Here is a 12,746-nt window from a genome sequence, read left to right as displayed (position 1 = left end):
GGAGAAAAAAATGAAAAAATTAGTAACCGCAGTAGCATTCGTAGGATTGGGATTGACAATACCGATCACTGCTCAGGCAGCAGAAGTGGCAGCTTATCATTCAAATGGACAAATCGTCTTTGAACCAAATACAGAGCCAACGGATCCAATTAGTCCAACAGACCCAGATCCAGAAAATCCAATCAAACCAGTCGATCCAACAACACCAGATGGCAAACCTGAACCAGGAACCAATGGGCCGTTATCGATCGATTTTGCCTCCAGTTTGTATTTTGGCACGCAAAAAATCACTTCAAAAACGGAGATCTACCATGCTGCATTGCAAAAATATGTGGATGCAGCAGGTGCGGAGCAAGAAGGACCGAATTTTGTGCAAGTCACAGACAACCGGGGAACGGAAAGTGGCTGGACATTGCATGTCAAACAAAATGGTCAGTTTAAAACGGCAGAAGACCAAGAATTAAAAGCAGCTCAAATTCGCTTGAATAACGGTACGATCGTTACCCCATCGGAATCACCAAAACCTTCTAATTTTAAAAGCGTGATTACATTGAATCCCAATGGTGCTGAATCATTAGTTATGAGTGCCCAAGAAGGGGAAGGGGCCGGTACTTATCTCATGAGCTGGGGCGACAGTTTATCTGCAGCCGTAGATAGTATTGAATTAGAAGTACCAGGCTCAACAACGAAATATGCCGCGAAATACAGTACCACATTTACCTGGTTGCTAACAGATACACCAACAAATCCATAGCAGTCAGCGCCCTTAGGTGTATGATTTTGACATTTAAGGGCGATACATAGATAGAGAGGAAAAAATTCATCATGAAAAAAAGTAAACAGCTCGTTACGCTAATTTTGGCAAGTCTTTTCTTGTTTATTTCGGTAAAGGGCATGGCCTCTGAATTCAATTTTGCAGTAAATCCAGTCATACCAGAGAACCAAATAGACAAATCTAAAACTTATTTTGATTTGAAAATGTCGCCAGGATCTGTTCAAACGGTGGAGGTTCAATTAAGAAATGATACGGATAAAGACGTGGTAATCGAACCGAAGATCGCTTCCGCAACGACCAATCTAAACGGTGTTGTTGAATACGGTCAGAATGATATCGAACCTGATGAAACCTTAAAGCACAATTTGAAAGATTTGGTAGATGTTGCAGAGACCATCACCATTCCTAAACAGTCTCAAGTGACAGTGCCTTTAAAAATAAGCATGCCTTCAGAATCTTTTACAGGCATGATTTCCGGGGGCTTGACATTAAAAGAAAAGCAGGAAGAATCCTCTGATCAGTCCGAGGAGCAAGGATTAGCTATCAAAAATGAATATGCTTATGTCGTCGCGATTTTGCTGCGTCAAACAACGGATGAAGTCGTTCCAGATTTGAATTTGTTAGCCGTCGAACCAAGTCAAGTGAATGCCCGCAATGTAATCAATGTGACTTTACAAAATCCGACAGCTACCTATTTGAATTCATTTCGCTTGATCAACGAAGTCACTAAAAAAGGTCAAAGCGACAGCCGCTATTCTTCTGATACTTCTGGTATGCAGATGGCACCGAATTCCCATTTCTCCTACCCCATCTCATTGGAAGGCCAAAAGCTTGAAGCAGGTACGTACGTATTGAAATCTGTTGCCTACAGCGGAAAAAATGATGAAGGACAGTATAAAGTCAAGAATGGCGATGAAGAAGAAACATATTTATACAAATGGGAATTTGAAAAAGAGTTTACAGTAGCTGGTGATGTTGCGCGGGATCTCAATCGAAAAGATGTCACCATTGAAGAAGATAACACATGGCTGTATCTTTTGATTGGTTTGCTCTTATTGATCATTGCATTTCTGATTATTTGGTATCGCCGAAAGAAAAAGAATGAAGCAGAGTAACTGGTTTTGGAAAGTGATGATCGATGGACTGATTCTTTGCGGGTTCATTTTTCTCTCTCTCCCTTTTCTCAAAGAAAATCTTATCGGGATCCAGTTAGGACAAAAGCAATTGATCGTATCAGATCAATTACCTGATGAATTTATGGAAGAAGAGCAGATTCAGATTCCAACGATGGAAGATGTCCTTACGCCTCAACCAGCGGAATTGACTGCCTATGGATTCGTATCGATTGAAGCGCTCCAATTTCAGCAACCTCTTTTGGTAGAACTGACGAATCAACAGCTGCTGCAAGGCGGTGTTGTGATGTTTCCAAAGCGAACGCTGACCCAAGATAACTTTGTGATCTTAGGCCATCATTTAGGCAGACAAAGTTTATTGTTCGGTTTGTTGAAGCAAGCTGAAACCGGCATGGAAGTGAGTGTCACTTATTTAGACCAAACGCAAACCTATACGATTGACGAAGTCAAGCAAGTCAATGAAACAGATTTAACAGTGATTGAAAATCAGCAGCCCCTTTTAACATTGATCACTTGTCCTACACCTTCTAGGACAGATGAGCGATTGGTAATTTCGGCAAAGCCGACCTTCACGCTTTCAAAAAATGCGGAGCAATCAGAGAAAACCGTTGAAAAGAGTCAGCAGTGGAAGAGCAGGCAATATCAAAAACAGATTTGGCAGCGGCAAGTAAGAAAAAGCTGGTTCTTTCTTCTCCTGTTTCTCCTAATTATGTGCGGGTGTCTCTGGTATGCCCATCGATTGATGGCGCGTGGGGACAGATCCAAGTGATTGATTCCAGATACAACTATTTTAAGGCGGTGAAATGATCAATGAAACGCAAATTTGGCTTTGTTTTAGGAGCCTGTATTATTATCGGAATGATCGATCTGGTCACAGAACAGGTCGTATTCGCTACCATTTACAATCCGTTAAATACTTCAGAAGAAATCGTTCCGAAAGATCCTCCGGAAATAAACGAGTCGCCTGTCGATAAGAAGGCACCAAAAAAAGAAGAGCCAGCATCGCCTAAGGAAGAACCCGAATCAAAAGAGAACAATCAAAAGGTACAGCCATTGTCGAATATAGCAAAACCGTTTTTGGCTGATGGCAAGCAGCTGGCAAAACGCGTGACGGTCGAAGATATCTTCCTTGCAAATAGTCTGTCGGTCGACCTAGCGATGCCAGATGATGATTCAGATGGTGATGGCAACGACAAGCCGTCTTATCTCACGAGCTTGTGCTATTTATTTACCGGAAGTGTCCTTTATGGGCAAAAGAATGATGGAGGCCTGAAAACGCATGTTTTTGACATTTTTGAATAAAGCGGATAAGCGAAAATTGGTGCTGCTTCAATATTTGGAAAATGCGGTTTCTTTATCCGAGACAAAAGAGACATTGATGGATAATCTGACAATGTCCGAATTTCTGATCAACAAAACCGTTCAAGAATTAAATACAGACTTCTATGAATTTGGCTTGGATGACGAATTTGGCATTGTGACTGATGGGACAGTGATCAAATTAAATGCTTCGGGTCTGGCAACCTCTGATACAGTTTTGACCTACTATTTAGACCAGTCCTTGAAATTTTCCATGCTGAAAGAGTGTTTTTTTGAACAGCTTTCTTCACTTTATGAATTCGCTACGAACCATTTTTTGAGCCATACGCCTGTCTATAAGGAATTTAAACAATTCAAGCAGATCCTTAACGACTATGACATTGAGGTGACAAAGGAATTTCGATTGACCGGTGAAGAAAATGAAATAAGAGAATTCATCTTATTGTTTTTTATGAAAGAATACTATTTGAATCAATCGGTTTTTCCTAAAGAAATCGAGACGAAAAGAAAGACATTCGATATGCTTAATAGTCAAGGCTGGTTGAATCCACAGCAATCTGCTCGAATGAAGATCCGCAAAGAACAATACTTAGGAATCATTATTACCCGAATGTGCAATGGTCATTTCCTGCAAAATACCGTCGAAGACGGATTGATTAATGCAGAACACTTACGGATCATTGAAGAGCTGAAGACGTGGTTGTCTAAGATCGTTCCTATGGCGAGTCTTGCTACGTTAGAGCGGGAAGCGCGGGAAATATTGCGTTTCTTGATCGTTGAAGGCTGGTTAATAGAAAATGACCGTTACATTGATCAAAATCATTACATCACGCAATTAAATGAACATTTCTATACAGAACTTAGTGGACGTTTCACTCTTTCACAAGAACTTCTGGCATTACTTACAACTGAATTGACGAGCATTCATTACCAACTGCTTTCTTTTTCTTTCAGTTCTCGATGTGAGTATCAGCATTTGGACGTCACCTACTTTTTGGAAACATACCCTGAATATGTGGCTTTTTGTCGGAACTACCTTGAAGCCAACCGGAATCGACCAATTTTGTGGAACAATAAGGAATTCTTATTCTTTCGCTATCTGATTTTATTGATCTCAACGATCCCATTAAAAGAAATATCTGTTCCTCTCTATGTATGTGTCGATTTCTCCTATGGTCGTTCGTATAATCAAATGATTCGCAACAATATTGAAAAGATTCTCGATTTGAATATTCAGTTTCAAAGTTTTCCGGATGAAAAGACTCATCTGACTCTTTCAAACATGCCTTTTTATGGGGCAATGGGGATCAATCATATTTTGTGGCTGGCGCCGCCGCGTCCAGTGGATTGGGTCAACTTTACCGAGAAAGTCGTGGGCATCCGCAGAGAATTTTTGAAAAAAAAATTTGAGAAATAAGTTCACCCAACCGATTGGGACGTGAAGGATTGCATTATTAAAAAAAGAGCTGAAATTGTTTTCAGCTCTTTTTTTGATCCCAGCTAGTGAAATAGCTGGGATTTTTTCTGCAAGAATACTTTTTTAGTTGGAAATTTGGTATGATAAGGAGAGAATTTGAAAAAGAGGTGTACCATGGCAGAAGGGAATCAAACCAAAGCAGTCATTGGTCAAACATTCGTTGAACTTTGTGAGACAAAAGAATTAAACAAAATCAGCATTCAAGAGCTGGCTGAGAAGGCGCAGATCAATCGACAAACCTTTTATTATCATTTCCCGGATAAAAAAGCTTTGATTCGTTGGATCTACAAAACAGATGCGCTGATTTATCTAACATCTGAAAACATTTCGCTAGATAATTGGGAAGAAGCAGCTTTGAAAATGTTGAAGGCGATGCGGCAAAACGGAACCTTCTATCGGAAATCTGTTACTTATGACCGGGATATTCTGATGAGTGAGTTTTATCAAATTACGGAGCCGTTATTTCAGCGCTTGTTTGATGAAGTTGATGAAGAGCAACAATTGTCGCAACAAGACATTGCTTTTTACAGCCGTTTCTTTTCTTATGGCTGTAGTGGAATCTTAGAAACTTGGATTCGTGATGATTTTCCGGAAATGCCATTAGAAATCGCGACCCAACTCTTTCGCTTGGCAAAAGATGTGGAATTTTTTTCTTATCAAATTTATCAAAAAGAGGAGCAATAATCATGACGAAAGTTTTATTTGTCTGTTTAGGAAATATTTGTCGTTCACCGATGGCAGAAGGGCTTTTCAAGCAAGCAATAGCAGAACGTCAATTGCCTTGGCAGATCGATTCAGCAGCCACTAGTTCATGGGAAGCGGGTAATCCGCCTCATCAAGGAACTCGTCAACTATTAGCAGATGCGGGGATTTCTTGGCAGAACATGGTTTCCCGCAAGATCACTTCTGAGGATTTTGAAACCTATGACTGGATCATTGGCATGGATCGTAACAATTATGAGGACCTGTCAGCAATGGCTCCAGCAGGTACGCAGCATAAGCTTTACACGTACTTAAGTGTCGTTCCTGGAGAGGGAGAAGATATTCCAGATCCTTATTACACAGGAGATTTCAACCAAACATACCGCTTGATTCAAGCAGGACTGCCCCTTTGGATAGAAAAAATGAAAAATGCTGCCCAATAAAGGGAATGTTCGCTTGTTTTTTCCTCAAAATTTGTTAAAATAAAAGCAATAAACGAGAACGTATGTGCGGTTTTAGAGAAACCCGCTGCTGTTAGCAGAAAGGAAAGACCAATGGAAAAGAAATCATCTCCCATCAGACAGCTGGGCAAGTTGATTGTCATGACTTCGACAACCTTGTTGGATACTTTCTTCAGTGACAATGCCGATAAAAAAAATCAAACTGAAAAGATCAATGAGATTCGGCAAATTTTGCAAAAAGCGGCCAGTGACAAACATCTGGTCGTCTTACAAGTGAAAACCGAGAAGGTTGGCAGTTTTGAAACCGCTACCGGTTGGATCGTTGGAAAAACGGTTGCGAAAGAACAAGTTGTTTTGAAACTGCAAAGTGATCGGCAACAAATTCGTATGATCCCTTTAGCCAGCGTTTTAAAGGTCAGCACATTAAAGGTCAAAGCAACGCGGCCCGAAAAGTAAAAAAAGTCTGTGACGTAAGTAAAACAAGAGACCAAGACAGCAGATAGCAGCCATGTAGGCGGAAGAAGCAATCAAGCTGATCTTAGGACGTTGTTTTATTACACTCACAGACTTTTTTGTTACACTTTTTTAGTTAATCGGTAGTTGTTTTCGCTAAAACTTCTTGCAAACGCCAAGCGGTTATTCGAGCAATCAAATCATAAGGAATAGGTTCTGTAAACGAAAAACGGACTGTTCCTTTACTGGTCTTATAAGGCTGCCATTCTTTTTCAAAAGCAAGAATGGCAGAGGGTGTTGGATAAAATCCTATGTGCTCTTTTGCACAGGCAAAGTGGACGATATTCTCTGTTTGGAAATAGGTTGGCATCTGATAACGAATCCGCTCTTCGGCATCCGGCAGGACTGTTTTGATCAAATTTCGGACCTCCTGCAATACAGTGGAATGATCCGGAAAGCCAGCAATATACTGATCAACCGTTTCAATGGTGTTTGTCATAAAGCCCCCCTTTTTGTATTGATTGTACTACAGAAAGGAATTTTACAAAAAAAGGAGCCTGTCAGTGGGTGGCTGACAGGCTAGGAGTTAAAAATGAAAAGTGTTAGTTAGGGTTGTTTGTTGGTATGCTTATACTATAGTCCGCAAATGTGAATTTTTTGTGGAGAAAAGCTTGGAAAGTTTTAAAGATTGCTTTCTAGAGAAAAAGAGGCAAAAAATTACCCGCCGGTGGGTGGCCGGCGGGAAGGAGTTAAAAATGAAAAAGTGTTAGGGTTGTTTGTTGGTATGCTTATACTATACTAACTAAATATGAATATTCTGTGACAAAAGTTTTCGGAAGTTCTTAAGAAAAGATAACGATTCGGTTACACGTGCTGATTTTTTTCATTGAAGTATTTTTTCAACGTACGATAAAGATCGATGTATTGAGCATCAGCAGCTGCATAATCCCATAGATAAGTTGCCATCGTTGGGTTCATTTTTTTCATCAATTGATTGGAACTAATCACTAAATCATAGGTTTCCTTCAATTGCGGATCATAAGGATCCGCTTGCACAAAGGTCAGGTCTTGCAGAAATTGATTCAAGGATTGGACAAGTAAAAAGTTGTCTTCCAAAACGACACCGACATGCAGCCGATTGGCGTAGCGGATCTTATCATAGAATGGTAACAAGACGTGAGTAAACATCGCTGCTAACTGTTCTTGATTGGTGTCATTGATATAGTCTACATTATTGGAAGAGCGATAGTCGGTAAAGAATTGATCGATATGCTGATGCAATTGTTCCTGTGGCAGACCATGTCCCATGGAAAGGGTGAGCAGCCGGTAAATATTAGGAAACGGTTGTCGAAAGACGTAGTTGCCAAAGGTCGCATTGATTAGATTACCAATCAAGATAGGATCATCTAAAAGTTCCTGCTGTCCAGCAAAATAGGTCTGTTTCATTTGGGCAAGGAAATCAGAAACTAACGGATAGATCGGATTCTGTTTAGTCGTATAGAATGTCAATGTTTGTTGCAAGGAAGGATCTTCCTCAGACAAGTAGAAGGGTAGCATTTGGGAGAGCAAATAGATAAAACTTGATTCTCCTTTAAGCTGTTTTTCTGTTAATTCAGTATCGGCAGTCAACGTGGTACGCAAGCGATTGAAATCATAATAGCGATTGTTTTTCATCAAAAAATTATAACGGCGGTCGTATTTGGCAAAATTCGCTTTTCTAATGCGTAAAAGGACCAACGCAGCAAAATATTTTAACTCTAGCTTCCCTAGATAAGAACGAGAGATAGGAAAATAGCTAGCAAACTCATCGACGAAAGCTTCTGCATCAGACTCAGAAACGGCAAAAGGCCATTTGATCCCCCGGACGCCTAACCAAATGATATTGAATAAGGAAAGACGCACTAAGCGCTCGTCGCCAACGAGATTCGATTCTGTATAAGTAAAACGCAATTGAAACTGCTTCAAATGGTTTTTTAGATGTTCGAATTTTCGGGATACTGTTGAACGGCTGACATCATATTTCTTGCAAAAATCCGTAATGGTAGGATTTTCTTCATTCAGCATATAAAGAACATATAAGAATGGTACGCTCTTGTTCAAAAGATAAAACCGGTACTCATCAATCGTTGCCGCAATATTTTGGGGCTGCAGCTTGCCACCACGTCCAAGTATTGACAAGTGATCCGGGGTCAACTCGTGTAAATCTTGATCGATCTCAGTCAACTCAATGAATGTTTGCTGATAGCTCAAGTCCATTTCTTTGGCTAATTGCGCGATTGGATGATTTGGATTTTGTAAAGTAAGCATGCGCCGGAATAATTTAAATTTGATCAACGTTTGCGGATCCATCATAAGTTCTTCGTAAAACATAAATATCCTCCTTTAATGGGTCTATTGTACCTGTTTTTGTTTCAACTGTCAGTCTTTTATCAAAAAAAATGGCCTACCTTTCAAAAATGGTAGGTCATTTTTAATGAATTAATGATTTTTGACGGATTTCGGTTCTTTTTTGCACCAAGCCCAAACGAGACCTATGATGAAACCGATGATTGCAGGTGCCAGCCAACCCATGCCGATTTTGAAGAACGGCAAGTATTGCTCTGCAAATTTCAATAACTGCTGAACGACAGCAGTGTCTCTAATCAATGCCGGGCAAGCATTTAATCCGTCAATAACGGCTGCCACCAGGGTGAAATAAGTGGTCATACGGTACACACTGGCACGATGCTGGAACAATGGACTAATGATCGCCAACAAAATCAATGTAATGGCCAGCGGATAGACAAACATCAGAACAGGAGTTGAAAACTCAATGATTTTCGTCAGACCAACATTTGCAAAGATCGCCGGTAGAATGCTGGCAACAGCACTGAAAAACAAGTAGCTTCTTGCAGGAAACAATTCTGCAAAGGTTTCGGCAAATGCGGTGATCAATCCGATCGCAGTTTTCAAACAAGCTAAAATGACGATCAATGCTAAGAGCAGACTTCCAGAGCGGCCTAAGTAATGGTTGGCTACTTGTGCTAAAGCGATCCCACCATTGGCACTGATCGCAAATTTTCCTAGGCTCATCGCTCCCATGTAGGAAAGCAATGTGTAGATGATCCCCATCAGAAAGATACTGATAGAGCCAGAAAGAATCGTATCTTTCGCGATTTCGGAAGGTTTCGTGATACCCATGTTACGGATCGCAGTCACAATAATGATGCCAAAGGCTAATGAGGCTAGTGCATCCAACGTATTGTACCCATTTGTGAAGCCGGTGAAGAAGGCGTGTTCTTGGTAAAGCGGAGAAACAGGTGCCTCTTGGATTGTACCCATTGGCTGCGTAAAAGCAAAGACTAAAAGTAAGCCAAGCAATACCAAAAAGAGGGGATTCAAGAATTTTCCTACATAATCCAATATCTTACTAGGCTTGCGTGAGAACCACCATGCAGCCCCAAAGAATAATAGTGAAAATACGGCCAACAAGGGTGCTTGAAGATCTTGGGAAACAAAGGGTACAAGTCCAATCTCAAAGGAAGTTGTGGCTAACCGAGGGAGTGCAAAAAAAGGACCAATCACTAAATAAAGCAACACAGTGAAAATAATGGCATAACGGCGGTTGATCCGTGAAGCTAATTCGAAGACACCCGTACTTTGGGAAAGACCAAATGCGATAACGCCTAAGAATGGTAACCCAATTCCGGTCACTAAGAAACCTAAATTGGCAAGGGCTACATTACTACCAGCTTCTTGTCCCATATGCACTGGGAAAATCAAATTTCCCGCACCAAAAAATAGACCAAACAACATAGAACCAACATACAAATAGTCTTGAATACGTAACTTTTTCTTCATATCAACTTACTCCTATAGTTCTCTAGTTTTAAAAAAAATAACAAAAAAATGATCAAATAGCAACTCTTAGTTGATCCAGGTCAAAAAAAGAAACCAGGGAACAAGCGACAAGAAGATGATTCGGTAAGGACGAGCAATGCCCTCTTGTAAGACAGGAAGGCACTGACTGTTCGTCTAAATCATTTTGTCTGCAACTTGTACCCTAGTTCAGCACAGGATCAATTAAGTACCCGCGATAGAAATTCTTTCGTCCGCTGTTCTTTTGGATGGATAAAGATTTCTTCTGGTGTGCCTTCTTCAGCGATCACACCTTTGTCCATGAAGATCACTCGGTCAGAGACTTCTTTAGCAAAGCCCATCTCATGGGTCACGATGACCATAGTCAGCCCAGTATGAGCTAACGCATTCATCGTTTTCAAAACTTCTCCGACCATCTCTGGATCAAGAGCTGAAGTTGGTTCATCGAATAACATCACATCAGGATCCATTGACAATGCCCGGGCAATGGCTACCCGTTGCTTTTGTCCACCAGATAATTGAGCCGGTTTTGCTTTGACGTAGCGGCTCATGCCGACTTTTTCCAAATTCTCCCGAGCAATTTTTTCTGCTTCGGCGCGATTTCTTTTTAGAACAGTGACTTGGCCCGTGACACAATTTTCCAGAACATCCATGTTATTAAAAAGGTTGAAGGACTGGAACACCATCCCTAAATGAGTCCGATAGTTTGGTAAGCTGTATCCTTTTTCTAGGACATTTTCGCCCATATAAATGATTTTTCCACTGGTTGGCTTTTCTAAAAGATTGATACACCGAAGCAGTGTGGATTTCCCTGAACCGGAGGAGCCGATAATCGTTACGACTTCACCTTTATTGACCGAAAGACTAATGTCTTTCAAAACGACATTGTCGCCAAAACTTTTCTTTAAATGATCGATTTCGATAATTGCTGACATCTGTCTTCCTCCTTATTCTGGGTTGATATCTTCTAGTTTGACATAAGAACTAGGACCATCCATTTTGCGTTCAACAAAACGTAAAATTTGAGTCGCAGAGATTGTCAAAACGAGATAGATTGCACCGATGATCGCAAATGTTTGGAAGTATTGATAATTTGTTCCGGCAGCCGATGTTCCTTGGAAGAAAAGATCGGCGACACTGATTACGCTCAATACGGCAGTATCTTTGATATTGATGATGATTTCGTTACCTGTTGCTGGTAAGATATTTCGCATAACTTGTGGCAAGACAACTTTGAACATCGTTTGCCAGTGAGTCATTCCAATTGCTTGTGCTGCTTCAAATTGGCCATCATCCACTGCAAAGATCCCGCCACGGACGATTTCAGACATATAGGCTCCTGTATTGATAGAAACGATCAATAATGCCGCAATCGTACGATTCATGGAAACACCAAATGCTAGAGCAGTCCCATAAAAAATGACCATAGCTTGTACCATCATTGGTGTGCCACGGAAAACTTCAATATAGATCGTCAATAATGCATTGATCAATTTTTGGAAAAAGCGACTTACAGGATTTTCAGCAGCTGGCAGCGTCCGAAAGACACCGACTAATAGACCAATCAATAATCCGACGACAGTAGAAACGATCGCAATGAAAAGCGTCAATCCTGCCCCTCGTAAAAATAGAGAACCATAGTCATCGATGATTTTTTTGAAATCGGCCAGCAGACCTTGATTCGCTGAATCTCCGCTGGTGTCCGCAGGTTGCTCTTCAATAGCCGCATCCATGAGTTTCGTGCGTTCACTTTGAGGGATCGTCGCTAGAATCTCGTTGACCTTTTGGACATCGGGGTCACCTTTGCGCATACCAACGGCAACTTGGACATCCTCTGGGTTGGTTTCAAAACCTTGACCTTCGGCAAATTCGATCATCTTCAGATCAGGATTTGCCCCTGTAGCAGTGACGCCTTCAGGACGTTCGCTGACGTACCCGTCAATGATGCCTGAAGCCAACGCGACGCGCATGGAAGAAAAATCTTTCATGGCTTGTTCTTTTTGTACTTCTGGAATTTGATCGATCACTGTGTAATGGAATGTATTTAATTGGGCGGTGATTTTTGCACCTGTCAAATCAGCTAAACTTTTCGCATTTGCGAATTTACCATCTTTTTGAACGACAACGACTAAGTTCGATTCGTAGTAAGGATCGGTAAAATCGATTTGTTCCCGTCGTTCGGCTGTAGGGGACATCCCAGCGATTACCGCATCAATGGTCCCTGATTGTAATGCAGGTGCCAGGCCATCCCATTGTGTTTTGACGATCACTAATTCTTTGCCAAGACCATCAGCGATTTTCTTCGCGATTTGAACGTCATAACCGCCAGCATAGGCAGACCCTTTCTCGCCAGAAATAGGTACCGCTCCATGGGCATCGGTGGTTTGGGTCCAGTTGAAAGGGGCATAACCCGCTTCCATCCCCACTCGAAACTGATCAGCTGGAGTTTGATCATCTGCATGAGCAGTCATCGATACATTGACAAGTGTGAAACAGAGGGCGAAAAATGCCCAAAACCAATTCATTTTCTTCATTTTCTCTTTCCTTTCACGAGTGGCACTACAGAC

General features: G+C 41.2%; 13 protein-coding genes. 8 read left to right on the top strand and 5 right to left on the bottom strand.

Going from position 1 to position 12,746, the window contains the following annotated elements; translation table 11 throughout:
• Positions 1–10: 10 nt before the first annotated feature.
• The 8 genes from FE005_RS02710 (at position 11) to FE005_RS02675 (ending at position 6,324) form a co-directional block, all read left to right on the top strand.
• Positions 11–754, top strand: a complete 744-nt coding sequence (locus tag FE005_RS02710; RefSeq protein ID WP_138371287.1) for a WxL domain-containing protein — start codon at positions 11–13, stop codon at positions 752–754.
• Positions 755–825: 71 nt separating this feature from the next.
• On the top strand, positions 826–1,890 hold the full coding sequence (locus FE005_RS02705) for a DUF916 and DUF3324 domain-containing protein (protein WP_138371286.1): 1,065 nt from the start codon (positions 826–828) through the stop codon (positions 1,888–1,890).
• Positions 1,877–2,677 carry a class A sortase gene (locus FE005_RS02700; protein ID WP_103300763.1) on the top strand — a complete coding sequence of 267 codons (801 nt, stop codon included), beginning with the start codon at positions 1,877–1,879 and terminating at the stop codon, positions 2,675–2,677. The genes FE005_RS02705 and FE005_RS02700 overlap by 14 nt, the downstream gene beginning before the upstream one ends.
• Before the next feature lie 41 nt (positions 2,678–2,718).
• Positions 2,719–3,210 carry a hypothetical protein gene (locus FE005_RS02695; RefSeq protein WP_138371285.1) on the top strand — a complete coding sequence of 164 codons (492 nt, stop codon included), beginning with the start codon at positions 2,719–2,721 and terminating at the stop codon, positions 3,208–3,210.
• Positions 3,188–4,645 (top strand): helix-turn-helix domain-containing protein, encoded by a 1,458-nt coding sequence (locus tag FE005_RS02690; protein ID WP_060813235.1) that lies wholly within the window; start codon positions 3,188–3,190, stop codon positions 4,643–4,645. Before FE005_RS02695 ends, FE005_RS02690 begins: the two co-directional genes overlap by 23 nt.
• A 174-nt stretch (positions 4,646–4,819) precedes the next feature.
• Entirely contained in the window at positions 4,820–5,389 is a 570-nt protein-coding gene (locus FE005_RS02685; RefSeq protein ID WP_005470091.1) for a TetR/AcrR family transcriptional regulator, read from the top strand.
• A gap of 2 nt (positions 5,390–5,391) precedes the next feature.
• Positions 5,392–5,850: a low molecular weight protein-tyrosine-phosphatase gene (locus tag FE005_RS02680; protein ID WP_138371284.1), complete on the top strand. Its 459-nt coding sequence runs from the start codon at positions 5,392–5,394 to the stop codon at positions 5,848–5,850.
• A 111-nt stretch (positions 5,851–5,961) separates the two neighbouring features.
• Positions 5,962–6,324, top strand: coding sequence for a hypothetical protein (locus tag FE005_RS02675; RefSeq protein WP_138371283.1), 363 nt, complete (start codon positions 5,962–5,964; stop codon positions 6,322–6,324).
• A gap of 133 nt (positions 6,325–6,457) precedes the next feature.
• Here FE005_RS02675 and FE005_RS02670 read toward each other — a convergent pair whose 3' ends face one another.
• From FE005_RS02670 to FE005_RS02650, 5 genes are all read right to left on the bottom strand, one after another.
• Complete coding sequence (locus FE005_RS02670; RefSeq protein ID WP_138371282.1) at positions 6,458–6,820, bottom strand: iron chaperone; 363 nt, start codon at positions 6,818–6,820, stop codon at positions 6,458–6,460.
• A gap of 365 nt (positions 6,821–7,185) precedes the next feature.
• Positions 7,186–8,691 (bottom strand): helix-turn-helix domain-containing protein, encoded by a 1,506-nt coding sequence (locus FE005_RS02665; protein WP_060813232.1) that lies wholly within the window; start codon positions 8,689–8,691, stop codon positions 7,186–7,188.
• 108 nt (positions 8,692–8,799) lie between these two features.
• A complete protein-coding gene (gene brnQ / locus FE005_RS02660; RefSeq protein WP_103300766.1) occupies positions 8,800–10,161 on the bottom strand; it encodes a branched-chain amino acid transport system II carrier protein in 1,362 nt (453 codons plus the stop codon).
• A gap of 218 nt (positions 10,162–10,379) precedes the next feature.
• Positions 10,380–11,114 (bottom strand): amino acid ABC transporter ATP-binding protein, encoded by a 735-nt coding sequence (locus FE005_RS02655; RefSeq protein WP_003128125.1) that lies wholly within the window; start codon positions 11,112–11,114, stop codon positions 10,380–10,382.
• Between the two features lie 12 nt (positions 11,115–11,126).
• Positions 11,127–12,713: an ABC transporter permease subunit gene (locus tag FE005_RS02650; protein ID WP_003128126.1), complete on the bottom strand. Its 1,587-nt coding sequence runs from the start codon at positions 12,711–12,713 to the stop codon at positions 11,127–11,129.
• Positions 12,714–12,746: the final 33 nt, after the last annotated feature.

Source organism: Enterococcus sp. M190262 (assembly GCF_005843965.1).
Lineage (GTDB): Bacteria > Bacillota > Bacilli > Lactobacillales > Enterococcaceae > Enterococcus_D > Enterococcus_D gallinarum.
The sequence above is the reverse complement of the archived record's forward strand: the minus strand, read 5'-3'. Positions and strand labels throughout refer to the sequence as shown.

Coding starts and splice junctions, on each gene's coding strand:
- FE005_RS02705 (WP_138371286.1), top strand. CDS start 826: ATGAAAAAAAGTAAACAGCTCGTTACGCTAATTTTGGCAAGTCTTTTC.
- FE005_RS02650 (WP_003128126.1), bottom strand. CDS start 12,713: ATGAAGAAAATGAATTGGTTTTGGGCATTTTTCGCCCTCTGTTTCACA.
- FE005_RS02675 (WP_138371283.1), top strand. CDS start 5,962: ATGGAAAAGAAATCATCTCCCATCAGACAGCTGGGCAAGTTGATTGTC.
- FE005_RS02680 (WP_138371284.1), top strand. CDS start 5,392: ATGACGAAAGTTTTATTTGTCTGTTTAGGAAATATTTGTCGTTCACCG.
- FE005_RS02670 (WP_138371282.1), bottom strand. CDS start 6,820: ATGACAAACACCATTGAAACGGTTGATCAGTATATTGCTGGCTTTCCG.
- FE005_RS02690 (WP_060813235.1), top strand. CDS start 3,188: ATGTTTTTGACATTTTTGAATAAAGCGGATAAGCGAAAATTGGTGCTG.
- FE005_RS02655 (WP_003128125.1), bottom strand. CDS start 11,114: ATGTCAGCAATTATCGAAATCGATCATTTAAAGAAAAGTTTTGGCGAC.
- FE005_RS02665 (WP_060813232.1), bottom strand. CDS start 8,691: ATGTTTTACGAAGAACTTATGATGGATCCGCAAACGTTGATCAAATTT.
- FE005_RS02685 (WP_005470091.1), top strand. CDS start 4,820: ATGGCAGAAGGGAATCAAACCAAAGCAGTCATTGGTCAAACATTCGTT.
- FE005_RS02710 (WP_138371287.1), top strand. CDS start 11: ATGAAAAAATTAGTAACCGCAGTAGCATTCGTAGGATTGGGATTGACA.
- FE005_RS02700 (WP_103300763.1), top strand. CDS start 1,877: ATGAAGCAGAGTAACTGGTTTTGGAAAGTGATGATCGATGGACTGATT.
- FE005_RS02695 (WP_138371285.1), top strand. CDS start 2,719: ATGAAACGCAAATTTGGCTTTGTTTTAGGAGCCTGTATTATTATCGGA.
- brnQ (WP_103300766.1), bottom strand. CDS start 10,161: ATGAAGAAAAAGTTACGTATTCAAGACTATTTGTATGTTGGTTCTATG.